Origin of the sequence: Spirochaeta thermophila DSM 6578, assembly GCF_000184345.1 — a bacterium.
Lineage (GTDB): Bacteria > Spirochaetota > Spirochaetia > Winmispirales > Winmispiraceae > Winmispira > Winmispira thermophila.
In genome coordinates, this window is the sequence record NC_017583.1 from 1,305,688 (window position 1) to 1,330,290 (window position 24,603).

At 60.4% G+C, this 24,603-nt stretch carries 25 protein-coding genes, 2 tRNA genes and 1 other RNA gene; 13 read left to right on the forward strand and 15 right to left on the reverse strand.

Features of this window, described 5'->3' with window-relative positions; genetic code table 11:
- Positions 1–66 precede the first annotated feature (66 nt).
- From SPITH_RS05915 to lepB (SPITH_RS05925), 3 genes are read right to left on the reverse strand one after another with little or no spacing between them, the layout of a single operon-like run.
- Positions 67–1,299 carry a coproporphyrinogen-III oxidase family protein gene (locus SPITH_RS05915; protein ID WP_014624781.1) on the reverse strand — a complete coding sequence of 411 codons (1,233 nt, stop codon included), beginning with the start codon at positions 1,297–1,299 and terminating at the stop codon, positions 67–69.
- Positions 1,296–2,012 carry a signal peptidase I gene (gene lepB / locus SPITH_RS05920; RefSeq protein WP_014624782.1) on the reverse strand — a complete coding sequence of 239 codons (717 nt, stop codon included), beginning with the start codon at positions 2,010–2,012 and terminating at the stop codon, positions 1,296–1,298. Before lepB (SPITH_RS05920) ends, SPITH_RS05915 begins: the two co-directional genes overlap by 4 nt.
- Positions 2,009–3,016 (reverse strand): signal peptidase I, encoded by a 1,008-nt coding sequence (gene lepB, locus SPITH_RS05925; protein WP_014624783.1) that lies wholly within the window; start codon positions 3,014–3,016, stop codon positions 2,009–2,011. The genes lepB (SPITH_RS05920) and lepB (SPITH_RS05925) overlap by 4 nt, the downstream gene beginning before the upstream one ends.
- 96 nt (positions 3,017–3,112) lie before the next feature.
- Between lepB (SPITH_RS05925) and SPITH_RS05930 the strand changes: the two genes are divergently transcribed.
- The 4 genes from SPITH_RS05930 (at position 3,113) to ssrA (ending at position 6,258) form a co-directional block, all read left to right on the forward strand.
- Positions 3,113–4,765: an SUMF1/EgtB/PvdO family nonheme iron enzyme gene (locus SPITH_RS05930; RefSeq protein ID WP_014624784.1), complete on the forward strand. Its 1,653-nt coding sequence runs from the start codon at positions 3,113–3,115 to the stop codon at positions 4,763–4,765.
- A complete protein-coding gene (gene smpB / locus SPITH_RS05935) occupies positions 4,758–5,219 on the forward strand; it encodes an SsrA-binding protein SmpB (RefSeq protein ID WP_014624785.1) in 462 nt (153 codons plus the stop codon). The genes SPITH_RS05930 and smpB overlap by 8 nt, the downstream gene beginning before the upstream one ends.
- A gap of 50 nt (positions 5,220–5,269) precedes the next feature.
- Positions 5,270–5,854: a tetratricopeptide repeat protein gene (locus SPITH_RS05940; protein ID WP_014624786.1), complete on the forward strand. Its 585-nt coding sequence runs from the start codon at positions 5,270–5,272 to the stop codon at positions 5,852–5,854.
- 55 nt (positions 5,855–5,909) lie between these two features.
- Positions 5,910–6,258: a transfer-messenger RNA gene (ssrA, locus tag SPITH_RS11965) on the forward strand.
- 77 nt (positions 6,259–6,335) lie between these two features.
- On the opposite strand, the gene SPITH_RS05945 is transcribed toward ssrA, so the two are convergent.
- From SPITH_RS05945 to SPITH_RS12905, 5 genes are all read right to left on the reverse strand, one after another.
- Positions 6,336–6,572, reverse strand: a complete 237-nt coding sequence (locus SPITH_RS05945) for a thioredoxin family protein (protein ID WP_014624787.1) — start codon at positions 6,570–6,572, stop codon at positions 6,336–6,338.
- A 46-nt stretch (positions 6,573–6,618) separates the two neighbouring features.
- Entirely contained in the window at positions 6,619–7,920 is a 1,302-nt protein-coding gene (locus SPITH_RS05950) for a permease (protein ID WP_014624788.1), read from the reverse strand.
- A 101-nt stretch (positions 7,921–8,021) separates the two neighbouring features.
- On the reverse strand, positions 8,022–8,366 hold the full coding sequence (locus SPITH_RS05955; RefSeq protein ID WP_014624789.1) for a NifB/NifX family molybdenum-iron cluster-binding protein: 345 nt from the start codon (positions 8,364–8,366) through the stop codon (positions 8,022–8,024).
- Between the two features lie 58 nt (positions 8,367–8,424).
- Positions 8,425–8,778 (reverse strand): hypothetical protein, encoded by a 354-nt coding sequence (locus SPITH_RS05960; RefSeq protein ID WP_014624790.1) that lies wholly within the window; start codon positions 8,776–8,778, stop codon positions 8,425–8,427.
- A gap of 21 nt (positions 8,779–8,799) precedes the next feature.
- Complete coding sequence (locus SPITH_RS12905) at positions 8,800–9,006, reverse strand: 4Fe-4S dicluster domain-containing protein (protein ID WP_014624791.1); 207 nt, start codon at positions 9,004–9,006, stop codon at positions 8,800–8,802.
- A 201-nt stretch (positions 9,007–9,207) separates the two neighbouring features.
- On the opposite strand from SPITH_RS12905, the gene SPITH_RS05965 reads away from it, so the two are divergent.
- Entirely contained in the window at positions 9,208–10,251 is a 1,044-nt protein-coding gene (locus SPITH_RS05965) for an SLAC1 family transporter (RefSeq protein ID WP_014624792.1), read from the forward strand.
- Between the two features lie 80 nt (positions 10,252–10,331).
- Here the strand turns inward: SPITH_RS05965 and SPITH_RS05970 are convergent, their stop codons facing one another.
- Both SPITH_RS05970 and SPITH_RS05975 read right to left on the reverse strand, forming a co-directional pair.
- Positions 10,332–11,321, reverse strand: a complete 990-nt coding sequence (locus SPITH_RS05970) for an arsenic resistance protein (protein WP_014624793.1) — start codon at positions 11,319–11,321, stop codon at positions 10,332–10,334.
- 89 nt (positions 11,322–11,410) lie between these two features.
- Complete coding sequence (locus SPITH_RS05975) at positions 11,411–11,752, reverse strand: ArsR/SmtB family transcription factor (protein ID WP_052296264.1); 342 nt, start codon at positions 11,750–11,752, stop codon at positions 11,411–11,413.
- Positions 11,753–11,832: 80 nt separating this feature from the next.
- Between SPITH_RS05975 and SPITH_RS05980 the strand changes: the two genes are divergently transcribed.
- Positions 11,833–13,080 carry an OmpA family protein gene (locus SPITH_RS05980; RefSeq protein WP_155816514.1) on the forward strand — a complete coding sequence of 416 codons (1,248 nt, stop codon included), beginning with the start codon at positions 11,833–11,835 and terminating at the stop codon, positions 13,078–13,080.
- On the opposite strand, the gene SPITH_RS05985 is transcribed toward SPITH_RS05980, so the two are convergent.
- The gene (locus SPITH_RS05985; protein WP_014624796.1) at positions 13,077–13,778 is read right to left on the reverse strand and encodes a DUF429 domain-containing protein; all 702 of its coding nucleotides are present in this window, start codon (positions 13,776–13,778) and stop codon (positions 13,077–13,079) included. The genes SPITH_RS05980 and SPITH_RS05985 overlap by 4 nt on opposite strands.
- 116 nt (positions 13,779–13,894) lie before the next feature.
- Between SPITH_RS05985 and SPITH_RS05990 the strand changes: the two genes are divergently transcribed.
- Together SPITH_RS05990 and SPITH_RS05995 are read left to right on the forward strand one after the other, a co-directional pair.
- On the forward strand, positions 13,895–15,022 hold the full coding sequence (locus SPITH_RS05990) for a PQQ-dependent sugar dehydrogenase (RefSeq protein ID WP_014624797.1): 1,128 nt from the start codon (positions 13,895–13,897) through the stop codon (positions 15,020–15,022).
- Between the two features lie 111 nt (positions 15,023–15,133).
- Complete coding sequence (locus tag SPITH_RS05995) at positions 15,134–15,619, forward strand: nucleotidyltransferase domain-containing protein (RefSeq protein WP_041624044.1); 486 nt, start codon at positions 15,134–15,136, stop codon at positions 15,617–15,619.
- 197 nt (positions 15,620–15,816) lie between these two features.
- Here SPITH_RS05995 and SPITH_RS06000 read toward each other — a convergent pair.
- A tRNA-Pro gene (locus SPITH_RS06000) sits at positions 15,817–15,889 on the reverse strand.
- A 26-nt stretch (positions 15,890–15,915) separates the two neighbouring features.
- Positions 15,916–15,990: transfer RNA gene (locus SPITH_RS06005), tRNA-Asp, on the reverse strand.
- Between the two features lie 255 nt (positions 15,991–16,245).
- Here SPITH_RS06005 and SPITH_RS06010 point away from each other — a divergent pair.
- From SPITH_RS06010 to SPITH_RS12740, 5 genes are all read left to right on the forward strand, one after another.
- Positions 16,246–16,506 (forward strand): DeoR family transcriptional regulator, encoded by a 261-nt coding sequence (locus tag SPITH_RS06010; RefSeq protein ID WP_041624045.1) that lies wholly within the window; start codon positions 16,246–16,248, stop codon positions 16,504–16,506.
- A 218-nt stretch (positions 16,507–16,724) separates the two neighbouring features.
- Positions 16,725–17,024, forward strand: coding sequence for a nucleotidyltransferase family protein (locus SPITH_RS06015; RefSeq protein ID WP_014624799.1), 300 nt, complete (start codon positions 16,725–16,727; stop codon positions 17,022–17,024).
- Positions 17,014–17,358 carry a HepT-like ribonuclease domain-containing protein gene (locus SPITH_RS06020; protein WP_014624800.1) on the forward strand — a complete coding sequence of 115 codons (345 nt, stop codon included), beginning with the start codon at positions 17,014–17,016 and terminating at the stop codon, positions 17,356–17,358. Before SPITH_RS06015 ends, SPITH_RS06020 begins: the two co-directional genes overlap by 11 nt.
- Before the next feature lie 255 nt (positions 17,359–17,613).
- Positions 17,614–19,119 carry a peptidylprolyl isomerase gene (locus SPITH_RS06025; RefSeq protein ID WP_014624801.1) on the forward strand — a complete coding sequence of 502 codons (1,506 nt, stop codon included), beginning with the start codon at positions 17,614–17,616 and terminating at the stop codon, positions 19,117–19,119.
- The gene (locus SPITH_RS12740) at positions 19,116–20,633 is read left to right on the forward strand and encodes a 6-hydroxymethylpterin diphosphokinase MptE-like protein (RefSeq protein ID WP_014624802.1); all 1,518 of its coding nucleotides are present in this window, start codon (positions 19,116–19,118) and stop codon (positions 20,631–20,633) included. The genes SPITH_RS06025 and SPITH_RS12740 overlap by 4 nt, the downstream gene beginning before the upstream one ends.
- Before the next feature lie 212 nt (positions 20,634–20,845).
- Here SPITH_RS12740 and lepA read toward each other — a convergent pair whose 3' ends face one another.
- Positions 20,846–22,660 carry a translation elongation factor 4 gene (gene lepA, locus SPITH_RS06035; protein ID WP_014624803.1) on the reverse strand — a complete coding sequence of 605 codons (1,815 nt, stop codon included), beginning with the start codon at positions 22,658–22,660 and terminating at the stop codon, positions 20,846–20,848.
- 33 nt (positions 22,661–22,693) lie between these two features.
- Complete coding sequence (locus SPITH_RS06040; RefSeq protein ID WP_014624804.1) at positions 22,694–24,592, reverse strand: response regulator; 1,899 nt, start codon at positions 24,590–24,592, stop codon at positions 22,694–22,696.
- Positions 24,593–24,603 lie beyond the last annotated feature (11 nt).

The following is a 24,603-nucleotide window of genomic DNA, read 5'->3' on the forward strand; positions in this document are numbered from 1 at the left end:
TAGAAACGAATCTCTATGATGATCACCATAACACGAGTGCCTCTTCCTGTCAATGTGGCCTCGATCTCAGGGCCAGAGCGGTTTGCCTATCTGCTTTTCCCAGATGAGAATAGCGATATCCTTGAGGAGAGAGTCAAGGATGTCGAGTCCGTGCTCCGAGAGCCGTACTCCGCTCTCCCCCATCTCGGCCACCCCCCACCCGCACCAGCGCCGTCCCACCTCCCCCAGCACCTCCTCCACCCCCACCCCCCACACCCTCCGGAACCGCTCCCCCTCCACTCCCTCCCTCGTACGCAACCCCATCATGAACCACTCCAGGAGAAACGCCTGTGGGCCGATCACCTCCACCTCCTCCCACACACCCCCCTCTGCCACGAACCGCCCCACATCCCGCACCTGCCGCACCCGCACGGGCCCCTCCTTCCCCGGCAACGTCGAGACAGCCGAGGGCCCCACCCCCAGGTACGGCTCCAGCCTCCAGTACCGCAGGTTGTGGAGGCACTCCTCGCCCGGCAACGCAAAGTTCGACACCTCATAGCGTACGAACCCCCGCTCTCCGAACCACCTGCAGATCGCCTCCCACTCCCCCGCCAGCTCCTCCTCGCCCGGCATCACCACCTCCCCCCGTCTCACCATCGCCCCCAGCACCGTCCCCTCCTCCACCGTGAGCCCGTACACCGACACATGCCCCACCCCCCATCCCCTCACCTCCTCGAGCTCCCGCACCACATCCCCGCTCATCCCCCTCGGCCTCCCTGCCAGAAGATCCACACTCACCCGCCCCCCCCAGCCCGCGAGCACCTCCACCGCGCGCTCCACCTCCCTCCTCCCCGCCCCCCTTCCCATGAGCCGGAGAAACCCCTCATCCAACCCCTGCACCCCCAAACTCACCCGCGTCACCCCCACCTCTCCGAGCACCCTTACCTTCTCCTCATCCACCCACTCCGGATTCACCTCCACGGTCCACTCCACAGGCCTTCCCCACACCCTCACCCGCTCCCGCACCCCCGTGAGGAGCCGCTCCCACAACCGCAGGGGGAGCACGTTCGGCGTCCCCCCACCCACGTACACCGTGGGAATCTCCGACGGTCGGAGGAGGACGAACATCTGCTCCAGCACCTCCAGCACCCGTTCCACGTACCCCTCCATGACCCTCTCACCCGCCCCCGCCACGCTGAAGAAGTCGCAGTACCGGCATCGCCGGGCACAGAACGGCACATGCACGTAGACCGAGACTGGATACCCCCCCCTCCCCTCGAGGATGGCCCTCACCGACTCCATATCGAGGAAAGGCTTCACTCCGCCCCCCCTCCTCGGATCGGCGCCCACACCACCATGGCACGTATCCGCCACCGCTCGAAAGGCCCGAAGATCCGGGAATCCGCCACCAGGCGCCGGTTGTCTCCCACGAGGAAGTACTCACCCTCGCCGAGCACCATCTCCTCCTGGAGGCCCGGGATCACCCTGTCGAACGGAGGCGGCCCCTCACCGCCACCCCGCAGCCGCGTCATCCCCGGGAGGAGCACCTCCTCCGAGACCCACCCCCTCTCGTCAGCGCCTCGCACGTACACCACATCGTCGCGCACCCGTATCCGCTCGCCCGGGAGCCCCACCACCCGGAGCACCACATAGTGGACCCGCCATTCCGGCCCCGGTATCCAACGCCCGCCCGTCACATAGTCGAGGAGCCGTATCCCTCCACCCGTAGCCCCTTCCGGAGGATCCCAGAGGGGCGACACCGCCACCACCACATCCCCCCGGGACGGCTCACGCCAACGGGGGAGCGGAACACCGAGCCAGTCCAGATCGAGCCCATAGGCGAGGGGGGTCGCCACGAGAAAGGCCCCTCGGCGATACAGAGGCGCCATCACCTCGGAGTCGAGCCGGTAGGTGCGCAGGGCACACATCTGGAGGAGATTGAACAACACCGCCACGAGGAGGAGCCGTTTGATCCAGAGGATTTTCATCTGCCGTCTTCGCTCCTGACGCGAAGCGAAGATCCGCTCTCTCACCTCACCCCTCCGATCCTCGCAGGCGGCCAGAAGCGGAAAATCGGCCGCCCGAGCACCTTCCTGAGCGAGACCGTCCCGAAGTACCGACCATCCCTCGAGTTGTCCCTATTGTCACCCAGAGGGAGGAGCCTTCCCGGCGGGATGTACCACCCCATCGCCCCCTGCCACCAGATGCGCGCATAGTCGTGCTCCTCGGGGTGAAGCCGCGCACGTTCGCCCATCTGGTAGAGCTCAAACGCATAGTAGTCGACGAGTTCCTTGCTGTCTGCGATCCGCTGATAGGCGGCCCGCCCTTCGAGATCGGGCGTGAACCCTTCCGAGAACCACACCACCGCCCGGGCCGCCTTCTCCAAGAGAGGGTACATGTCAGGAGACACCAACCGCTGGGGACGATAGGAGAACCTCACCCCCTTTCCGAGGAGAGCCCGCTCGGCGATCCATCCCCCCTCGCCGGGAAACCAGTAGAAGACCTCTCCCCTTTCGAGCCTCACCCTGTCCCCCGCCGTACCCACCGCCCGTTTCACGAGGAGCTGAGCCCGAGGATTGCCCTGTTCGTCGCGATTGATGTCCACCAGGCTCAGTGTCATCATGTAGATGAAACGGTGGAGAATCTCGAACGCCACCCCCGGACTGATGTACGAGGGGTTTTCGAACACCACGATGTCACCCCGCTTCGGCGAGCTCAGACCCGGCAGCTTCCCCACGGTAGGGAGGATCTCCGGACCGAACGTGAGCTTGTCCACCATCACCCTGTCGCCGATCATGAGCGTCTGTTCCATGGAGCCGGAGGGGATCACATAGGCCTGGATGAGGTACTGCTGAATCACCAGAACGATGAGCACCGTCTCCACCAGTTCCCTGAGCAGCCCCCCCAGTTTTTTGAGGAGCGTATTTCGCCTGGCCCTGATCGCAGCCTCCCGCTGTTTCTTCCTCGCCTTGCGTCGCGCCCTCCAGGTGAGTAACGCCTCGGTCTTCTCCACGAGCCGGGATGAGAACTCCTTCATCGGTACCCCTTTTCTAAGTCCGTGCAATATCGGAACCTACCCTATCACAAGCCCCCAGCGTTGACAAGCGGTAGCCTCACCCCTATACTGCGGAGGATGAAAAAGTCCAGACGATCGAAGCGTGCAGGGCACACGCCTCCTATAGCCCCCACCCCGGACGAGAGCCAGGTGAGACTCAGGCCCCTCGCCGGTGTGCCCCCCACGATCTATGTCCCGGTGGTATGGGCACTCCTCATCGCGCTCGTGCTCTTCGTGCTCCTCCTCCTCCCCGGGATACTCAACCCGGGAGCGTACCTTACGGTGATCACCGCCCCTGCTCGGGCCTCGGTATACCTCGACGACGGATTCGCCGGCACCAGCCCGTGCACGGTCTTCCTTTCTGACGGAGTCCACACCCTGCGAGTACAGAAACCCGGATGGGATACGGCAGTGGAGAGCGTAGAGATACGGGGAAGACGCCTCGCCACTCTCTTCTTCCCCCATCATGTGGAAATGCGGACATCCCTCTCCCTCGAGGATCCGGCCGTTCCCGTGAACCAGGTGCTCGTCTCCCTCTCCTCCTGGAGTCTCACCACGCCCCCCATCTCCACCTACGCGCTCCCCCCCCTCCTCACCTGGCTCGCCGATGACGCCCGCACCACCCCCGTACCGGATCACCGGGAGCGACTCACAGAGGCCGCGGCTCACGCACTCGCGCACGCAGTCCCCTTCCTCTCCCACACCGATCAGGCCGTGGACCTCGCGCGAGCCCTCCTCGTGCTCTCGGAGGCCCGCACAGGACCCACCCCCTCCTCACCCCTCGCCGCCCTCCGCATGGCGATCTCTCTCCTCCAGGAACATCCCGGACTCCTCTCCGCGCTCCCCTCTCTTCTTCCCCCTTCCATGACGAACACCTACCAGGAGAACGCGTTCTACCATACATATGTCGAACAGCGCCTCTCCTCGCTCTCACCCTACCGCATCACCACTCCCGCCCCCGCGCCCGACACCCTCGGCCATGGCCCCTTCGTCTTCAGGGCACTCCCGGGTGGAGAGCTCTACCCCAGCAGTCGGAACGAAGACCTCGGCGACGGGAAAGCCCGCGTCCTCTCTTCCCGGCCGTGGCGCATCGCCCCCTTCTACATCCTCGACCGTGAGGTCACAAAGGGGATGTATGCCCTCTTTCTCCAGGCACATCCCGAGTGGTCACCACAGGCCAAGACCGCCCTCGTCGAACAAGGTCTCGTCGACGGGACCTACCTGTACGACTACGCCACCCTCGAGGAAGACGCTCCGCTCCCCTACGTCTCCTGGTATGCGGCCCAGGCCTTCTGCAGGTGGCTGGAGGACTACCTTCCCCCCTCCATCACGGCGCACTACGAAGTACGACTCCCCGCCGAGCAGGAGTGGGAGTGGGCAGTGCGCCTCACCGGCCTTGCAGAAATCTCCCAGAGCAGCCGCCCCCGGCCTCCGGAGCCCTTCGCCGGGGCAGCGAAAGACAAGAGAGGCATCGCCTCACTCCTCGGCAATCTGTGGGAATGGACGGCCGGCCCCTATTATTCGCTCTATGCGCTCGCTCCACCTGTCGATGAGGTGCTCGGCTGGTATGCGATCGAAGCAGGCGTGGACGAACCGGCCTCCCGGACCGTCCGTGGGGGAAGCATCCTCCAGGCCAGGTTGGCGCCTCCCATGCGGGGCGTGCTCCACCCCTCCTGGACCAGCCCCGTGGTGGGTTTCAGACCCATCCTCATCCGGAGGCACGATGGCTAAACAGAACGACATCAAGGTGATCGGCGAGAACAAACGCGCCCGCTTCGACTATCTCATAGAGGACACCCTCGAGTGCGGGATCGAGCTCAAGGGATCCGAGGTCAAGTCCGTCAAGGAAGGGCGGGTGTCGTTCGGCGATGCCTACGTGCGGGTGAAGAACGACGAGCTGTGGCTCATGGGACTTCACATCACCCCCTACAGCCACGCCACCATAGAGAACCACGATCCTCTCAGACCCAGGAAACTCCTCGCCCATGCAGAGGAGATCCACCAGCTCCGGCGGAAGACCGAGGAACGCGGCTATACCCTGGTGCCGCTCAGATTCTACGTGAAGAGGGGCCTGGTCAAGGTGCTCGTGGGTATCGCGAAGGGAAAGAAGAAGCACGAGAAGCGAGAGGCCATCAAGGAACGGGACATCAAACGAGAGATGGACCGGGAGCTCCGGCGATACTAGTCCAAAGGGATCACCCTTTATTTTTCACGAAAATAGAGTATATTGATTGTATGAGCAGTCATCAGGAATGGGATTTCTCCGAGATCGATGCCCTCCTCCAGCAGGGGCGTTATGAAGAGGCGATCCCCCTCCTTCAGAACATTCTCTATGAAGAACCCGATCACGCCGGGGCCCTCCACAGGCTTGGAGTGGCCTTCACCGAGTCAGGCAGGCAGGGGGAGGCCATCAAGACCCTGTCCTTCGCCCTCAAGAAGGAAGAGAAAGATCCCGACATCTGGGAGGCGTACGGATGCGCCTGTTATCGGAGAGGCAAGCTCGAAGAGGCCAAGGAGGCCTTCGAAAAGGCGGTGGAACTCTTCCCCTATCACGCTTCGGCCCTAAGGAACCTCGGCGTCACTCTTCACGTGATGAAGGATTTCAAGGCGAGTTACCGGTGTCTCGAGAAATCCCGCGAAATCAACCCTGAGGACTACCTCACGCTCTTCGCCCTCAGCAACGTGTGTATCCATCTCAAGGACTTCGATCAGGCGCGGGAAGTCCTCTATCAGCTTCTCCAGCTCGACATCCCTGAGGAAATCCGAAAACAGGCCGAGATCACCCTGCTCAACGTCGAGCTCTACAGCAAGCATCCGTAGACCCCTTGACGATTCAGCGAACCGGATGCATTGTTAGAGTAGACACGAGAATGAAGGGGGTGTACAGGATTCGACTGGGAAGGGTTGTGTCTATAGGTTGCAGGTGGAGCGGTACCTCCTAAAACTGCCACGGCAATAAGTGCCAACGACGAACTTGCTCTGGCTGCCTAAGTAACGCAGCCACGGGCACCCCGGGCGCAGCCCTGAGCACGGGAGTGTCCGACAGAAAGCAGGGCTTACCGTACGGTGTGTCCGGCCGCCGTGCGGGACATCACACGTCGGACTGGGAAGAAAGAGGCCGGTGCCGGGCCTCCTTTCTTCCGAGATAGCAACCGGCACCTAAACCTGTAGAGGCCTATAGGCCGCTTCTCAGGACGCGGGTTCGATTCCCGCCACCTCCAGTGTAGAACAAAAGAGGCCCCGCAGAGGGGCCTCTTTTCATGTCCTCGAAAATCCGGCACCGCACAATCCGTCTTCTTTGTCATACAGTTTGAAGTGTTTTCTTAAGCTCCTCCACTCCGGGGACCTTCCCTACCACCTTCACCTTTCCGTTCACTGCAAGAGCGGGGGTCATCATCACCCCGAACGACATGATCTCCTGCGGATCGGTCACCTTCACCAGTTCATACGAGAGCCCCAGCTCCCGGGCCGCCTGTTCGGCCCGTTCAGTGAGCAGTTGGCATTTGGGACACCCCATGCCGAGAATCTGAATCTTCATAACCGCACCTCCAAAACTTCGATTTGTTGAATACATGACATCAGCATTATACCAGGGCTCCAAAGAGCATCCCGGTTATGGTGGCCATCACCACCACGAGCGACACGAACACCACGGTCTTCTTTGTTCCCAGCACGCTCCGAATCACGAGCATGTTGGGAAGACTCAACGCAGGCCCTGCGAGGAGGAGGGCCAGAGCAGGGCCGTTCCCCATGCCGTTGCCAAGGAGTCCTTGCAGGATGGGCACTTCGGTGAGCGTGGCGAAGTACATGAAGGCCCCGGAGACTGCTGCGAAGAAGTTCGACCAGATCGAGTTGCCTCCAACCGCCTGATACACCCATTCAGCAGGGATGATTCCCGCGTGTCCCGGTCGTCCGAAAAGGAATCCTGCAACGAGCACCCCGCCCAGTAAGAGGGGGAGTATCTGCTTGGCGAATCCCCATGTGGCCGAAAACCACTCACCAGCCTGCCCCTTGTCGGTAGCGGTGATGAGACCAAGACCGACCGAACCCACAGCGAAGGCCGCCTCCGGATGGTGCGGGAAGGCAACCGCAAGGATACCGGTCACAAGTGCCACCAGTCCCACCTTCCACCAGGCGAGTCCGAACCACACCACCAGCATCAGGCCGAGGCCCAGGGCGAAGGCCGACGTGAGGAGCCACTTCGCCTGATAGATTACGGCCCATATCCCCCCATCGCCTGAGGGAGCGGCCCAGTTTGCACTCACCAAGATGCCGACCAGCGCAGCGAAGAAGAGGATCTCCTGCCAGAGGGGGCGCCCCTCGCCTCCCTCGTACGCAAAGGCCGCCTCCATCCGCGACTTCTCATCCTCGTCGTGTCTGAAGAAGAGGTGCATGAGGAGGCCTATCACAATGCTGAAGAGCACGGCTCCCAGGGCCCGGGCGACGCCGGTGGGCATCCCCAGCACCCTCGCCGTGAGGATGATGGCGAGCACGTTGATGGCAGGTCCCGAGTAGAGAAACGTCACAGCCGGACCGAGGCCTGCTCCCATGCGATAGATCCCCATGAACAGGGGAAGCACGGTACAGGAACAGACTGCAAGGATGGTTCCCGACACCGAGGCCACGCCATAGGCGAGCACCTTGGGGGCCGACGGCCCGAGATACCGCATCACCGAGGTCTGGCTCACGAACACCGAGATGGCGCCGGCGATGAAAAAGGCGGGGATGAGACAAAGGATCACGTGTTCCTGAGCATACCACTTTGCGAGCGAAAGCGCCTCGAAGACCGCATTGTCGAATCGCTCATGCCCTACCGGAAGATAGTAGAAGAAGAGAAACAGGGCGACGATTCCCACAAGGTATTTCCATTCCTCTTTCCAGTTCATATGAGTGCCACTCCTTAGCTGAGAAAATAATATAATCAGTACACAAAAATGCACACCTGGGTATAAGAGACCTCATCTCTTAAAGAACTTTCTGGTGATACCTATCGGATCTCTTCTCCAGGATCAAGAGGGGCAAGCTCACCTCTTCGGGCAGCCTCCACGACCTGGAGGACCGCTCCCTCGTCTCCTCGAAGAACACGTATACCTGCTTCGCGGAGTCTGCGATAGGTTTTCTCCGAACAGCGTCCTGTAACCAGGACGTTGGCTCCCTCATCAACGAGCCAACGGATCCGGTCCTCACCTTCAGGATCGTGGCTATCGGGAGGTGTGTTCCATGCAGTAAATCGATCGGATTCATCCACCACGAGGAGCTGGCGAGCCTCTTCAAACACAGGGTCGAGCCATGCTCCCAATCCCGCACCCCTTGCCGTGACCGCTATTTTCAAGAGTCCCCTCCATCTGTATGATACTACGTTCCCCTCCCGGGGGGCATGTGTACGGTTTCTACCCGCTTATTGCCTTTTTGATGGCTTCCACCGCTTGGTTCGTATCCATGTTCCGAATTTCCACACCATGAAAATGTGCTTTGTCGAATCCGGAAGCCTCAAAGGCATCACGGAACATCTTCTGTTGCATCACAGGATCACATGCCCCCACGTAGAGTTCATCTGTTGAATTACCCTCCAGAAGAGCGGTAAGGAATCCATCTCCATCTGTGGCACAAAGCTGAGGATGAATTGCAATGTAGTCCACAAGTTTCTCTCTCCTGATCGCATTCCCCACCTCGAAGATGTTCATCTTCTGAAAAGAGGGACAATTCCCCTGACATACACACAGAATCAAGCCTTTTCTTCCCATAGTGCTCCTCCTATGAAGATATTATTGGTTTGTATCACCGAAATAGGTGATCGCCTCATTGGGGCATGCTTTCTGACATCCCCGGCAGAACTCGACGCAGTTCTCAGGATGGGCCACGAGAGGATGGTCTGGCCCCTCCTGGAAGACGTCGTGGGGACAGAAATCCACACATGTGTTGCAATTAGTACAACGATCGGGATCAATGATGGGATACCACTGTGCCGCCATCTTTCACTCCTTACACGCAGATATTCTCGGTGAACCGTCTCCGGTGTGCCACCGATGTTTGCTTTATTGGTAAAATAACCAAATGTTGTTGACAGGTCAAGCCTCTCCGCGTATCATTCACTTGTTTTTTCCATCTGGGGTTGTTGAGAATATTAGAATAACTATATATTATTCACACACCGTTCGACAAAGGAGCAGGCTATGCGACGCATTGTGGAACAGTTCAATCCGGCGTGGGGTGCGGCGGTCATGGGAACAGGGGTATTGAGTATCCTCCTTGCTGGACTGGGAGGAGGGTTTGCGGTGGGAGCCCTCGTTCTCTTTCTGCTGAATACCCTGATCCTTCTCTATGCCCTCACGTGTTGGTTGCTCATGTGGTTTGTCACCCCGCAGAAAATCAGAAAACTCATCGACGATGCTGGCATGCTCGTCTTCCTTCCCACCGTCCCGGTGGGAGTGGTAGTATGGGTGAACAACCTCATGGTCCTCCATGGTCGGTTCTTTCCCTTCATCCCTCAGAGCGTGCCTGCGGCTCTCTGGGCGGGTGCGAGCGCGCTCATTCTCTTCCTTGCCGTCCACTTCTTCGATCGAATCTTTATAAGCAGCCACATCGACATCACCCACTCTACTTTCGGCTGGCTCATTCCTCCTGTAGCACTTCTCATCATCCCTCTCGGTGTTCCCTCTTTTCTTCCCCTCTTTTCTCCGGCCACGGGGAAAGCCGTTCTCGTGGGTGCCTTTGGCGTGTGGGGAGCCGGGTTTTTCTCCTACCTCTTTGTGAACGCAGCGGTGACTCACCGGTACTTCTTCCACGAGATGCCGCCCTCTCAGATGACTCCCTCCGTGTGGGTGGGACTCGGACCGGTAGGCGCAGGTGCGGCAGGTCTTCTCTCGCTCTCAAAGCTGGCGGAGTCGTATGAGACCTTTGAGGCCCTCGCCGTCTTCGGCAAAGCCTTTGCCGTGCTCCTGTGGGGCTTCGGGGTGGTGTGGTACATCGTCTCGCTGGTGCTCACCTTCAGAAAGGCCTTTTTCGAGCGAATTCCCTACACCATGGGGTGGTGGGCATTCACGTTTCCCCTTGGTGCCTACACCCTCGCCACAAGGATGCTCTTTCTCCTCACTCAGATCGAACTGCTCAGGGCGTTCTCCCTCCTCCTGCTCGTCAACCTCGTGGTGTTCTGGATCATCACTGCGTATCGTACCACTAAGTTCGTACTCGGCGGGCAGTCCAGAGCGCAAAAGTAGTCCCAGCACCTAAAGAGGGCGCAGGACCGGGTCCTGCGCCCTCTCCTGTTCTCGAGGTATCTCACCCGCCTGTGTTTCCCTCATCTCCGTTCGAAAAAGGACCTTATCTTTGGGGCGAGAAGCACGTAGGCGATCGAGAAGACGATCTGAAAGAGGGGGAGTGTGGCCGCGGGGATCGCGGTGAGCGGACTGAACCCCATGAGGGCGATGGCGATCGCCGTCCCGTTGTTCTTTCCTGTGCTCAGAAACACGATTCCCATATGCTCTTCATAGCTCAAGCCCACATATCGGTTGATCCATGTGATGAGGGGAAACATCACGAGGAGATACAGAAACGTCACCACAAGGAGCGGGATGAGGATGGTCCACTTTTCTGTGAGAAGCTCCGCCTTTGTGAAGAATATGAGGGCCACGATCAGGAACATGCCGAGCATTGTCACCGAGGAAAAAAGCGGTTTGAGGGACTCGTATCCCTTCTGACCCCCTTTTCGTATGATGAGTCTTCGTGTGAGGTCCCCGAGGATCATGGGAAGAAGCAGCACGAGCACCACCGTCCATATGAGTGTCCCGAGAGGCACATGGACCTCGTACGTCTTACCGAGAAGGTGCATGAGAAACGGAAGGATGACAGGGACGATCACGAAATTGAGTCCCAGGGCGATGGCACCGACTTCGAGGTTCCCCCCGGTGAGGCCGGTATACCCAAGGCTCATTGAGGAGCCGGGTATCAGCATGACGAGCCAGAACCCAAGCGCAACATCCGGGGATCCCTGAAAAAAGAGTCTGGCGAGCAGGTAGGAGAGGCCGGGGGTGAGGAGAAAGTTGTAGAAGAGGCTGAGGAGCACAGGTTTGGGATCCTTTGCCACGTCGAGGAGTTTTTCCACCCTCAGATTTATCATCATCGGATAGATCATGAGGAACACGAGAATGTTCGCCATTGTCTTGAAGACATCCGCGTGTGTGCGGGGAAGATCTGGAAACAGGAGCCCTCCTATCCAGCCCAGGCCGATGGATACAAGGGAATACCAGAACAGATGTTCCCTCAAATGTCGTGCGAGCGAATTGAGCATACGCTCCTCCCTTCTTTATGTGGTGTGTAGACCGCACAGGCCGGGGGCCTCGGGGATCGCGATGACCGTAGGTTCCGCCCACCAGAGAGTCAGCTCGAGGATGCCTCGAGCACCTTTGCCCTCTGTTGGAGGAGATCTTCCACCAAGGCGAGGATCCCGGCGACCTGGGGAGCAACAAGACGGTAGCGGACCTGTCGGCCCTCTTTGGTATCCTCCACAAGCCCTGCACTCTTGAGAAGGGCCAGGTGTTTGGAGACCGTGGAGAAATCCACATCGAGGGCAGCGACGAACTCACAGACGCATCGTGATTCCCTCGCGAGTTGTTCCAGCATCCAGAGCCGGGTGGGGTGCGCGAGAGCCTTGAGGATCGCGGCTTTCTCCTTGTAGCGACTTGCTACACGCTCGTCGAGTTCACGTTTTAAGGTGTCCATATTTGAAAAATTAACCAAATATTTCATGTGAGTCAATGCGACCCTTTCTCTTTTTTCTTCTCCACACTATACTTTTCTCCATGAGAGGCATCTCCTATTCGTCCGTTCTTTTCTTCCTTGTGGGGTTCTCTCTCCTTGCTGAGCCTTCAGAGCTTCCGGTCATACGGATCGTAGAGAAGCACAACTACTCCCTCACCAGGAACGGCCGTTATCAGGGACATCTCTACAGAGAGATGAGAGGACGGATCGAGGTCCACCCCTCATCCCACGGTCCCCACTACAGAGGTACCGCCTTCCTTCTGGAGAGCTTCACCCATCTTGCGCCTTCCGTCCCGCGGAGGGTGGATGAGATCATAGATGTGAACACCTATCCACTCGCTCTTCATTCGATGGACCTTCCCTCCTCCCCCTTTCCCTCTCACCAGGGAATCCCTGTCATACCACAGGACGGTATCCCTCTGGAGGGATCCTGGCAGGGCCCCGGGGTGGTGTACGTGGACCCCGAGGGCAAGGGAATGCCCACACGGGTGAACGTCCTGGTGGAGTACCGGTATCAGGGGACGACCTCGTACGAGGGAGAGGAGGTGTTCGTCCTGTGGGCCAGGTTCGGTCTCAGGTACAAGGGAGACGATCCAGAAGGTGACCCTCAGCTCGCAAAGAGCGAGGGCAGTCATGTGCTCACCATCTACCTCTCGAAGGACGGCGTACTCAGGTTCATCAAAGATACCTTCGACGATCGGTTCCTCTATAAGGACGGCACTACCCTTTCGGGGAAGGGCTTCAGCCTCATCTGGTATAGGGAGGTGGTCCCCTTCCTGCCCGGCACCACCATTGCACTCCTCTCCGAAAGTCTCTCTCCCCTGCTCTCTCCCACTCCTTCCCCTCTTGCGACACCAGAGCCCTCCACCACACTCACTTCCCCTTCCCCGGCAGAGGAACTCGCCTCCCTCGGTGAAGAAAACTCGGTAGAAAAGGTGCCTGAAGGTATAAAGATCACCCTGCGGACTCTCCACTTCCTCCCCGATCAGGCCGTCCTCCTCCCGGGGGAGGAGGCGAAGCTTGACATCCTCGCAGAGGCCCTCAAGAAGGCCCCCGACCGAACGATCCTGGTGGTGGGGCATACCGCTGATGTGGGAAAGCCCCAGGGACAGATGGCCCTCTCGGTGGCCCGGGCGAAGACCATCGTGGAGGAACTGGTGAAACGGGGGATCGAGCCCGACAGGCTCATCTATCTGGGTAAGGGGGGAACCGAGCCGGTCGCTCCGAACCACACCGAAGAGGGACGACGCCTCAACCGTCGGGTGGAGATCTTTCTGCTCGAGGACTAGTACCAGATTTCCACGGGGAGGCCGCAGGGATCCCGCTCCTCCTCCGCGGGAACTCTCTCCGCAGTCCCCTCCAGGATGCGCAGGGCACTCCAGAGCACCGCGCACGCGTCCACCACATGCTCGCGCCATATCACAGGGAGGGGGCCCACCACCTCCTCCATGCGCCTGCCACACCGTGGGAGAAAGAGGGCCTCATCGAGGAGCGAGATGCGGCAGCGCATCCCTTCCCGCGTGTGCTTGCTCTTCTCCACCGGTCTTCCTCCGTTCATGGCCGTGAAAGAGAGCTCGGGATGCACCTCCTTCACCCACTCCTGCCGGGAGGGATCTTCTCGCATCCACTCGTCGAGTTCACGAAGCGCGGGAAAGAGCCTGAAGCACTGCACCGAGATCCCCCCTCCGGCCTCCCGGTTTATCCCGAGTGCCTCCCTGTAGGTGGCCGCGCAAAGGCTCTCCCTCACCGGCGGGCTGAAGACGCACACCCCCCTCCTCCCCAGGCGCCTCCTCGCCTCCCTGTCGGCCCGCCTTCCGCCGGGCTCCCTCCTCGAGGGAAGGCCGATGGGCAGGTCGATCCCCACGAGGACAGGTCGTACATCGAGCAGCTCGCGGATGTGGCTCACCCTCTGGAGGCGCACATCAGAGCCATCCCACATCGCCACAGTCCATGCGCCCCCACCCCCGTCTATTCCCGCTACCCTCATGGGAGGGAAGGATACCACACTCCCCACTGAGTGCACATGGGTGTGCGACCATGCAGGTGAAACGGAATGGTGCCGGGACACAAATATTAGTATATTACTAATGTAAGGAGTGAGACATGAACATTCGATGGATCATTGTGGTGAGTCTTCTCATCGAAGGGAGTGTGCTTCTTGCCGCCGAGGAAGGTCTCCTGGTTCGTTCCGAAGAAGAGACATTCCTCCTGGTACAGACGCCGCACACCTTCTCCCATCCGTGGGGCATGGCAGTCCTTCCCGACGGACGCCTGCTCATCACCGAGCGGGAGGGGAATCTCTGGCTTGTGGACAGAGAGGAGAAGGTGCGGATCACCGGAACTCCGGCCGTGAGAGCCACAGGCCAGGGAGGCCTCCTCGATGTAGAGGTGGATCCGGCTTTTCCTGAGGAGCCGTACATCTACCTCACCTTCTCCGCACCGGGTGCTGGCGACACCTCGGGCACCGCCCTTGCGAGAGCCCGTCTCTCAGGAACGAGCCTCGAGGATGTGCGCATCCTCTGGGAAATGGAACGCAAGACCTCCTCCGGGAGGCACTTCGGCTCCCGCCTCGCCTGGGCCCCCGACGGTACCCTCTTCGTCTCCACCGGAGAGAGGGGCGAGCGGGACAGGGCGCAGGACCCCTCCGATACCGCCGGTAAGATCCTCAGGTTTAACAGAGACGGCAGCATTCCTTCCGACAACCCCTTTGTGGGGAGAACGGGCTTCCACCCTGCCATCTACTCCCTTGGTCATCGGAACGTACAGGGCCTTGCCGTCCATCCGGAGACGGGCATCCTCTGGGCCCACGAACACGGGCCGTTCGGGGGGGACGAGGTGAACATCGTCCTCCCGGGGAGAAACTACGGGTGGCCGGTCATCACCTACGGCAAGGAATACGGGACCCGGGCACCCATAGGAGAGGGGACCCACAAACCCGGCATGGAACAGCCGGTGATCTACTGGAGTCCTTCGATCGCCCCCTCCGGAATGCTCTTTTACACCGGAGACGCCTTTCCCCGATGGAAGGGCGACCTCTTCATCGGAGCCCTTGCTGGCACCCACCTGAGACGCCTCGTCCTGAAGGGAGATGACCTGGTCCACGAAGAGGTCCTGCTGAAGGACACGGTGGGAAGGGTGCGCGATGTGGCACAGGATCCCGCAGGCCGCATCCTTCTCCTCACCGACCACCCCAACGGCAGACTCTACGTGCTCGAGCCGCCCGCACGATGAATCGGTTCGAAGGCTCGTTTCGATCATGTAGCTCACCGACTCTTGTTTCCTTGACAGGGAAAGAGCCGGGGGGTATGGTGAATGTTCGAGAGCGTGGCACGAGAGTCGAGTATGGTTCCGACCCTGTATCGCGAAGTTCTCCTCCTCATAGAGGAACGGCTGAGAGATATGCCGCATCCCTGGGTGATCACCGGTAGCCTGGGGATGGTTCTGCAGGGGCTTCCGCTCGAGATCCACGATATCGATATCCAGACCGACGGGGAGGGCGCCTACGAGATTGAAGCCCGCCTGAGTGAATACGTCACGCGGCCGGTTGAGTACACCAGATCGGAGCGAGTCCGCTCCCATCTGGGTGCGTGCATGATTGGTACCGTCAAAGTCGAGATAATGGGGGCGATCCAGAAACGACTACCTGATGGTACATGGGAGTCTCCAGTAGACGTGAGGCCGCATAGATGCTGGATTAGCTTGAACGGCAGAAAGATCCCCGTACTTTCACTGGAATACGAATACCATGCGTATCGAACCCTCGGGAGGCTCGAGAGAACGGCCCTGATAAGGGAATGGCTGGAGAAACACCCGCCGACCTGCAGGTGAGTCACGCGTTTCTAGAGGGTGCTTCCTTGATCTTTAAGAACTTTTCGCGCTCAGACCGAAATTCGTTTTTCCATGGTTCACAAACGCGAGAGGACTCCCCCCTTCCACATCTCGTCCCTACTCGTCCACCCCAGATGATTCAATCCATAGAGAAGAAATCACACTTCGTATTTTTTACCGTAACATCGTCTACGTCTTCGGGCTGGCGGGATTTGAACCCGCGGCCTCTTGGTCCCGAACCAAGCGCGCTAGCCCCTGCGCTACAGCCCGATGAAAAAAAGCCCCTTTCGGGGCTTCGGGAGCGACGGGACTTGAACCCGCGACCTCCGGATTGACAGCCCGGCGTTCTAACCAAACTGAACTACGCCCCCACGTGACGCGTGGACTATACACAAAAAGCCGCACTCTGTCAAGCAGACCTTGAAGAGACAAGTGGAGAACGCCCGCCAGTTCCTCTCTCTCCACATCCCATCATAAGTCATTTCCCTTGCTACACACATCATTCTGCACTAAAATACCCTCGGTATAGTGGGCAATTGTGAATATAACAAGTGGAGGACGACCGCAAGTTGCACGGAGTGCAGAGGGCTTTGGGGTTTACTGGATGACCGAAGGGGGAGGTCGGAATGCCCAAGATGAATCAGCAAGAGAGCGACACTCTGGAATTCAAGCGCCAGTGGACCGACAGGTTGAATGAGCGCCAGATCCAGGCGGTGCTGTATGTGAAGGAACACGGGAAGATTACCAACCGAGAGTTCAGGGCACTTACGAGGATCTCCGATGAAGGGGGAAGGCGTGATCTCAATCGCTTGGTTGAGTTGGGTATCCTGGAACCTCATGGCAAGGGGAGGAGCACTTACTATGCCCTGCGGAGGGTTGGCGATTAGTTGGTGTTTAATTGGCTATTTTGGCGATTATTTGGCAATTGAGGGGAGACGCGAATGAATAGGCCGAGCGAGCAGACTTTAGTGCGTGCGCCCACTTCCCCGCCGGCTCCCCTGACCGAACTCGCCCCTCTGCCCAAGAAGTGACGGATGGTAAGGTTGGGGGAGGTGGAACTTTGTCGAAGCGGATCGGACACTCTGGCGGTCGGAAAGGAGGAAGTATGAGGCTCAAGATAGATATACCCGAAGCCGAAATCGCGGCGTTTTGTCGTCGGTATCGGGTGCGACGACTTTCGCTTTTCGGATCCGTGGTGCGTGGGAATTTCGGTCCGGAGAGTGATGTCGATGTGCTGGTAGAGTTTGAACCCGAGGCACGGATGGGATTCTTGACCCTGAGCCGCATGGCACGGGAACTTTCCGCCATCCTGGGCCGTCCGGTGGACCTGGTACCGAGAAGCGGTCTCAAACCGGCAATCCGGGACGCCATCCTCAGAGAGGAGCAGGTGATCTATGCGTCCTGAGCGGCTATATCTAATCGACATCGTTGAGGCAGCCGATGCCATCGCCCGCTTTCTGGCCGACGTGGACGAGGAAACGTCCATGCAGGACGAGCTGCGGCAAAGGGCCGTGCTGCAAAAGGTGGTCGTCATCGGCGAAGCGGCGGCCCGGTTGCCTGCCGAATTCAAGAGCCGGCATCCGGAGATCCCGTGGCCTGACATTGTGGCTTTTCGCAATATCGCGGTCCACGAATATTTCGCGGTTGACTGGCGGATCGTCTGGATAACGGCCACGCAGGAAGTGCCCGAATTGCGTCGCCGGATTCTTTTCCTGCTGGAGAAAATCGGCGATGATTGAGGAGAAAAGCGAGTTGCCCGCCGGCTACCACATGACCGAACTCGGCCCCCTGCCCGAAGAGTGGCGGGTGGTGCGGTTGGGGGAGGTGGCGCATTCTACCTTAAGTGGTGTGCATGAGAGCCCCTCAACTCTTTCCCCGGCGTTGTGCCACACGCAAAGCTACGGGCTCCGAAAACCTCTGCAATTGACAGCCCCAGGTACTCGTGGTATCGTGAGAACGCTTTCAATAATCTGACCAGCAGCAAAGGGATAGGTATGGCAAAGAAGGTAAAGGAAGAGCAGAGAGACTCGCACAGGAAGAGAGGGGCTCTCTATTGGGGCAGTATCATCGTATTCGCCATCATCGTGGTGTCGTTCATCTTCGTGGGAGTGCCATCCGCAGGTGTGGGATCGCAGACGAAGATCGTGTACGGAAAGTACGCAGGGATGCCCGTGGAACAACTCCCTCAGATGCCCTACACCTATTTTCAGCGTGAAATCGAACGGCTTTCCGACCAGATCCGTCAGCAGAACGTCACTGCCGAGCAAAGTCAGTTTCTCACCTATCAGATACTCAGGACCGCGTTCAACAATACGGTATTCCACCTCGCCGCTCTGAAGCTCGCCCAGGACGCAGGGCTTCATGTGTCCTCGAAGGCCCTCGATCGCGCGGTGATGAGAGAGTACACGGAAGACGGGGAATTCAGCGAGGATCGCTATCTGGCCACTCCGCCCGCCGAACGGCATCAGATCCGCAAGTTCTACCGGGAGACCATCCTCTCCCAGCAAGTGGTGAACGATCTCGTGTTCGGGAATGTGGTTTCAGAGGCCGAGCGCTCGTTCATAGCCGAGATGAACTATCCCCAACGCAAGATCCGCTATCTCGTCTATGATTTCGACGAGTATCCCGAGACCGAGGCGAAGGCATACGGGGAGGCTCATCCCGATCTCTTCAAGACCATGGAGCTGAGTCGCATCACCGTCACCTCGAGCCAGATAGAAGCGGAGAAACTCTACCAGACCCTCCTCAAGGAGCCCGAACGGTTCGAAGAGCTTGCACGCGCCTCTTCACGGGATCCGAATGCCTCGCAAGGTGGGAAGATGGGGGTGGTCCGGTATGCCGACCTCAAGGACCTCCTCTCGGAGGACGATCTCGTCACCATCTTCTCCATGAAGAAAGGAGACATCCTGGGCGTCTTCACCACGCTTTCCGGAGCGTGGGTGATCGTGCGTTGTGACAGGGAAGCCGAGGCCCCTGATCTGACGAGGAAGGATACCCTCGACTATATCAAGAACTACCTCCTCAGCTACGAGCGGAACATCGTGGAGGAGTACTTCTCCACCAAGGCCTCGGCGCTCCGCGCAGCGCAGTCCCTGGAGGAGTTCGAGGCCATGGCACGTGACCAGGGCAAGACGCCGGGATCCACCGGCTACTTTGCGATCAACTACGGGAATCTCGAGATTTTCCCCTCGCCTGTGGCGAACACCGATGACGGGAACATCCTTCAGGCGGCCGTCTACAGCGAGAGCTTTTTCGAACGCGTGTTCTCCACCCCCGTGGGAGGCGTGACGGACCCGGTGAACCTTCAAGGAGGGCTTCTCGTCGCCTTCATAGAAGCCGAAAAGACAGAATCGGAAGACGATGACACCTTCTCCCGCGATTTCTATTCGTACTTCGCACAGCGGTTCATGCAAGGGGACGTGGTGAACCTCCTCGTGGACAAGGATCTCCTCGAGGACAGGTTCAACGAAGTGTTCGTGCGCTATTTCCAGGGCCAATGAGGAACGAGGGAGAGAGGGACCTCGAGATCGTTCCCACCGACGAGGGGGAGGGGCTCAGATACAGAGGTATTTCTCTCTATCATCCTGAAGCACCGAAGAGCCGCGCCGGGCAGAAAGCCCGGCGCGTTCCTCTCTCTCCACATACCCTCTATGTGATCATCTCACCGCTCTTCTGGTACGGTGTGGAGGAACTCGTCTCCCGTCTCCCTCCATCGAGCACCCTCGTTGCCCTCGAGGCCGACCCTCTCCTCCGTTCCCTCGCCGCCTCCCGCCGCCCCCCCTCCCTCGCCCACATCCCCCTCCTCGCTCCGGACGACCCCCTCCCCCCCGCCCGCTTCCGCGCCATCCAGCCCGTCCACCTCTCTTCCGGCTACCGTCTCGCCCCCCGCACCTACACCGAGTGGCTCGAACACCACCGCCGGGAACTCCACCGCGCATGGCAGAACCGCCTCACCCTCATCCGGCTCGGCCCCCGCTACCTCCGCAACCTCATCCTCAACCTCCCCTTCCTTCCCCACACCGCCCCCTACCCCCGCCCCTCCCGCCCCGTACTCGTCGCCGCAGCCGGTCCGAACCTCTCCCTCGCCCTCCCGGCCATACGCAGCCACCGCACCTCCCTCTTCATCCTCGCCGCGGACACCGCCGCCCCCACCCTCCTCTCCGCCGGCATCACCCCCGACGCCGTCCTCCTCCTCGACCCCCAGGCCTTCAACGCCCTGGACCTCGCCGGCATCCCTCCGGGGATCCCCCTCTTCTTCGACCTCGTCGCCCATCCCTCGGCCGTCCGCCACTTCCACGGCCCGCGCCACCCCCTGTGCTCCCGATTCCTTCCCTCTCGGGTCTTCGACATCCTCTCCGAACACCTCCCCCACCTTCCCCTCCTCCCGCCCATGGGCTCCGTCGGCACCCTCGCCGCCCTCCTCGCCCTCCTCCTCTCGGACGGCCCCGTGCTCCTCGCCGGCCTCGACCTCTCCTTCCCCCCCGGCCTCACCCACAGTCCAGGCACCCTCCACCACACCCTCCAGCTCGCCACCCGCACCCGCATCACCCCCTGGCCCTCCCTCACCTATCCCCCGGGCCACCACCCCCTCCCTTCACACCCCCACCTCCACATCACCCCCCCGCTGCGCACCTTCGCACGCCAACTCGAAGACCTCTCACACATCCATCCTCGAATCCACACCCTCACCCCCATCCCACCCTGCCCCGACATCCCCCTCATCGTCCCCGACACCATCCCCTCTCTCACCGCATCTCCCGCAGCACCCCCCTACACCCCCCCCACTCCCCGCACCGTCGCCACCCTCCTCAGCCTCTTCGAGGAAGAACTCGAACACACCCGCACCACCCTCTCCTCCAGCACCCCCACCCTTCCCGACTACCTCGAACCGCTCCTCCCCGGCATCCAACCCGACCCCACCCACCCCGGCACACGGGCGACCGCCCATGCCCTCGTCGCCGAACTCCTGCGGAGCACGAAGATCGCGCGGACCATCCTGGAAAGACCCACCTGAGACACCGCACCCGAGAGACCTGCGCACACCCACCCCCGCCACCGAGAGACTCGTTCCGACGACGAATCGACCCGTATCCGTGCACCCCCGTCTACAGGAGACGGACCCCCCTCACACGCAGGCAACCGGAATCCAGGCCCCTACAGACCTCGGCCTCGTGTAGGCGAGACAACACATCATTCACCCTCACCCTGGCCCCATAGACCCCCGACCTACTCCTCACCCTCCCCCGCCTTGAGCGCCGCGAGAAACGCCCGTTGCGGCACCTCCACCTCGCCGATCATCTTCATCCGCTTCTTCCCCTCCTTCTGGCGCTCGAGCAGCTTCCGTTTCCGGGTGATATCCCCGCCGTAACACTTCGCCGTCACATCCTTCCGCAGGGCCGGAATCGTCTCCCGTGCGATGATCTGGCTCCCCACCGCACCCTGGATGGGTATCTTGAACTGATGTCGGGGGATCTCGTCCTTGAGCTTCCTGCAGATGGCCCGGGCCCTGACGGCCGCACTCCCCCTGAAGACGAGCTGGGACAAGGCATCCACCGGCTTGCCGTTCACCAGGATATCGAGCTTCACCACATCGGTGGGACGCAACCCCAGGATCTCGTAGTCGAACGAGGCGTATCCCCTGCTTATGGACTTGAGCTTGTCGTAGAAGTCGAAGAGCACCTCGGCGAGCGGCATCTCGTAGATGAGCTCCACCCGTTTGCTGTCCAGATAGATCATGGAGGTCTGCACCCCCCGCTTGTCCATGCACAGCTTCATGATGGGACCCACATACTCGTCCGGGGTGATGATCGTGGCCTTTATGTACGGCTCCTCCACCTCCTCGATCCTGGAAGGATCGGGATACTCGTCCGGGGTCTCTATGGTGACCACCTCGCCGTTCCGAAGCCTCACCCGATACTGTACCGAGGGGGCCGTGAAGACCACCGAGAGCCCGAACTCCCGCTCGAGGCGCTCCTGCACCACCTCCAGGTGGAGCAGGCCGAGGAATCCACACTTGTATCCGAACCCCAGGGCCGAGGACGAAGTCTTCTCGTACACCAGCGAGGCATCGTTGAGCACCAGCTTCTCGAGCGCCTTCCCCAGCTCCTCGTAGTCGTTGCTGTCCACCGGGAAGATGGAGGAGTAGACCACCGGCTTCACCGCCCTGAACCCGGGCACCGCTTCGGCGGCCGGACGCGCGGCCGAGGTGATGGTATCGCCCACCCTCACGTCCCGGATGGTCTTCACCCCGGCGATGAGGTATCCGATGTCCCCCGCCTCGAGACGCTCCACGGGAAGGCCCCGCATCCTGAGGATACCCACCTCCTCCACCCCGTAGCGGGCGCCGGAGGACATGAGGAGCATCTCGTCCCCCCGACCCACCGACCCTTCGAAGACCCTGATGTAGAGCACCACCCCCCGGTAGGGATCGTAGTGGGAGTCGAAGACCAGGGCCTTGAGCGGCCCCTTGGGATCACCGGACGGAGGGGGGATCCGACCCACGATCGCCTCGTAGAGACTATCGAGACCAGTCCCCATCTTCGCCGAGATGGACACCACCTCGTCCGCCGGGAGCCCCAGTTCGTGCTCGATCTGTTCCTTCACCCCCTCCACGTCCGCGGCGGGGAGATCTATCTTGTTGATCACCGGGATGATCTCCAGATTGTGTTCGAGGGCCATGTACATGTTCGCGAGGGTTTGCGCCTCCACGCCCTGCGTGGCATCCACAAGGAGAAGGGCACCCTCACACGCCGAGATGGCGCGAGAGACCTCGTACGAGAAATCCACGTGGCCGGGCGTGTCCACCAGGTTGAACCGGTAGAGCGTACCGTCGGAAGCCTCGTAGGGGAGATTCACGGTCTGTGACTTTATGGTGATCCCCCGCTCGCGTTCGATATCCATGGTATCGAGCATCTGATCGTGGAACTCCCGATCGTCCACGATGTGCGCGCGCTGGATGAACCTGTCGGCGAGCGTCGATTTCCCATGATCGATGTGGGCGATGATGCAGAAATTACGCAGAGTCAGCTGGCGTTCGGTCATAACCTTCTTCTTGGAGGGGATATACGGAGAGAGTCAGAACTCCAGTACCTCTCTCACCTTGCGCAGGAGTGTATCAAGATCGAACGGTTTTTGCAATAAAGGCTCCTCCGGAGAGAGGGAGAAGCGCTCCCCGATCATGGAGGGAGGATACCCCGAGATGAAGAGCACCTTCGTCTCGGGCCTCGCCTTCCTGAGCCGTTCGACGAGGCGCTTCCCGTCGATATAAGGGAGGATGAGATCCGTGATCACCAGGTGGATGGGGCCCTTGTACTCTTCGCTCAGGAGGAGGGCCTCCCCGGGGTTCCCCACCACCAGCATCCGGTACCCCCTCCGCTGGAGACTCCGGTGGATGAAATCCCTCACGTGATCGTCGTCTTCCACCACGAGGATGGTCTCGGACCCCCCGGCCGGGTGCGGCTCCTCCCTCACTTCCTCCGGCTCCTGTGCCTGGCGGTCCGTGAGAGGCAGGTAGAGCGAAAACGTGGTCCCCCTGCCCGGGGTGGACGAGACGTCCACGAACCCCCCTGCGCCGGTGATCACCGCGTAGACCGTGGACAGTCCGAGGCCCGTACCTTCGTCCTCCCTGGTGGTGAAGAACGGCTCGAAAATCCTGGGGAGAATCGCCGGAGGGATGCCCGATCCCGTATCCGAGACATCCAGCACCACGTACTCGCCCGGGGGCACGGAGATGAGGGCCCCTTTTCTCTCCTCCCGCAGGATCTCGTTTCTCGTCTGTATGGTGAGCATGCCGCCGTTCGGCATGGCGTCCCGTGCATTCACTGCGAGGTTCACCACCACCTGCTCGAACTGGGCCGGATCGACGTAGACCCGTGGAGATGCCGCCAGGCAGGAAAGCGTGAGGGTGATATCCTCGCGGAGGACCCTGCGGAGGAGGCGCTCCATCTCCCGGAGGAGCTCGTTCAGGTCCACCACCTCGGGCTGTGCCACCTGGTGGCGGGAGAACAGGAGGAGCTGACGTATGAGGTGCGAAGAACGAAGGGTGGCCCGTTGTATCTCCTGCACATCGCTCCTGAGCGGGGAATCGGCGGGAAGCCCCTGGAGGATGAGTTTCGAATATCCCATGAGGACCGTGAGGAGGTTGTTGAAATCGTGGGCCACCCCTCCGGCGAGACGTCCCACCGCCTCCATCTTCTGCGACTGGAGGAGCTGTCGTTCCCGTTCCCTGAGCTTTCTCTCCGTCTCCATCCAGTGGGTGAAGTCGTGGAACACGTGCACCTTGCCGAACGACTCTCTCGGCACGTCCCACACCAGATCGGTCTCGGAGTACTCCACGAGGCGATCGCCCAGGACGAACATCCCCTCCCGCCGTTCCCCCTCCTCCTCGTATGGCGAGAGACGCACCACCTCCTCGAACTTCCGTCCCGATACCTCGGATTCCGACCGTCCCAGCAGGGCCTCCCCCGCCCGGTTCACGAAGCGGACCCTCCCCTCGGCATCGGTGATGACCACCCCCTCCCTCAGGCTCTGGAGCGTGGTCGAGAAGAGTTTCTCCCGCTCTTTGAGCTCGGAGGCGACCCGGTGTCTGTAGAGGGCGAGCTCTATGGCTCCTTTGAGTTCCCGCTCGTCGAAGGGTTTGAGGATGTAGGCGAAGGGCTCCACCTCCTTCGCTCGTTCGATGGTGTGCTCGTCCGCATATGCGGTGACGAAGATGAACGGGAGATCGCTCTGTTCCTTGAGACGCCGGGCCGCCGAGATCCCGTCGATGGCCCCCTCCAGCTGGACATCGATGAGGATGAGATCGGGATCGTATTCCTGCCAATGGGAGAGAAAGGCTTCGGCCGAGGAGAAGACCGCCGGGACATTATAGCCCATGTGCTCGAGGTGCAACTTTATGTCGAGGGCGACGACCGGCTCGTCTTCAAGTACGAGGACGGTGAAGACCCCGACCGACTCCTCCTTTTTCAACACCATGGTCTCCCATC

Excerpts from the sequence above, each read along its gene's own strand:
- lepB (WP_014624783.1), bottom strand. The coding sequence starts at position 3,016 with ATGAAGGAGTTCTCATCCCGGCTCGTGGAGAAGACCGAGGCGTTACTC.
- SPITH_RS05930 (WP_014624784.1), top strand. The coding sequence starts at position 3,113 with ATGAAAAAGTCCAGACGATCGAAGCGTGCAGGGCACACGCCTCCTATA.
- smpB (WP_014624785.1), top strand. The coding sequence starts at position 4,758 with ATGGCTAAACAGAACGACATCAAGGTGATCGGCGAGAACAAACGCGCC.
- SPITH_RS05940 (WP_014624786.1), top strand. The coding sequence starts at position 5,270 with ATGAGCAGTCATCAGGAATGGGATTTCTCCGAGATCGATGCCCTCCTC.
- SPITH_RS05945 (WP_014624787.1), bottom strand. The coding sequence starts at position 6,572 with ATGAAGATTCAGATTCTCGGCATGGGGTGTCCCAAATGCCAACTGCTC.
- SPITH_RS05950 (WP_014624788.1), bottom strand. The coding sequence starts at position 7,920 with ATGAACTGGAAAGAGGAATGGAAATACCTTGTGGGAATCGTCGCCCTG.
- SPITH_RS05960 (WP_014624790.1), bottom strand. The coding sequence starts at position 8,778 with ATGGGAAGAAAAGGCTTGATTCTGTGTGTATGTCAGGGGAATTGTCCC.
- SPITH_RS12905 (WP_014624791.1), bottom strand. The coding sequence starts at position 9,006 with ATGGCGGCACAGTGGTATCCCATCATTGATCCCGATCGTTGTACTAAT.
- SPITH_RS05965 (WP_014624792.1), top strand. The coding sequence starts at position 9,208 with ATGCGACGCATTGTGGAACAGTTCAATCCGGCGTGGGGTGCGGCGGTC.
- SPITH_RS05970 (WP_014624793.1), bottom strand. The coding sequence starts at position 11,321 with ATGCTCAATTCGCTCGCACGACATTTGAGGGAACATCTGTTCTGGTAT.
- SPITH_RS05975 (WP_052296264.1), bottom strand. The coding sequence starts at position 11,752 with ATGGACACCTTAAAACGTGAACTCGACGAGCGTGTAGCAAGTCGCTAC.
- SPITH_RS05980 (WP_155816514.1), top strand. The coding sequence starts at position 11,833 with ATGAGAGGCATCTCCTATTCGTCCGTTCTTTTCTTCCTTGTGGGGTTC.
- SPITH_RS05985 (WP_014624796.1), bottom strand. The coding sequence starts at position 13,778 with ATGAGGGTAGCGGGAATAGACGGGGGTGGGGGCGCATGGACTGTGGCG.
- SPITH_RS05990 (WP_014624797.1), top strand. The coding sequence starts at position 13,895 with ATGAACATTCGATGGATCATTGTGGTGAGTCTTCTCATCGAAGGGAGT.
- SPITH_RS05995 (WP_041624044.1), top strand. The coding sequence starts at position 15,134 with ATGGTTCCGACCCTGTATCGCGAAGTTCTCCTCCTCATAGAGGAACGG.
- SPITH_RS06010 (WP_041624045.1), top strand. The coding sequence starts at position 16,246 with ATGCCCAAGATGAATCAGCAAGAGAGCGACACTCTGGAATTCAAGCGC.
- SPITH_RS06015 (WP_014624799.1), top strand. The coding sequence starts at position 16,725 with ATGAGGCTCAAGATAGATATACCCGAAGCCGAAATCGCGGCGTTTTGT.
- SPITH_RS06020 (WP_014624800.1), top strand. The coding sequence starts at position 17,014 with ATGCGTCCTGAGCGGCTATATCTAATCGACATCGTTGAGGCAGCCGAT.
- SPITH_RS06025 (WP_014624801.1), top strand. The coding sequence starts at position 17,614 with ATGGCAAAGAAGGTAAAGGAAGAGCAGAGAGACTCGCACAGGAAGAGA.
- SPITH_RS12740 (WP_014624802.1), top strand. The coding sequence starts at position 19,116 with ATGAGGAACGAGGGAGAGAGGGACCTCGAGATCGTTCCCACCGACGAG.
- lepA (WP_014624803.1), bottom strand. The coding sequence starts at position 22,660 with ATGACCGAACGCCAGCTGACTCTGCGTAATTTCTGCATCATCGCCCAC.
- SPITH_RS06040 (WP_014624804.1), bottom strand. The coding sequence starts at position 24,592 with ATGGTGTTGAAAAAGGAGGAGTCGGTCGGGGTCTTCACCGTCCTCGTA.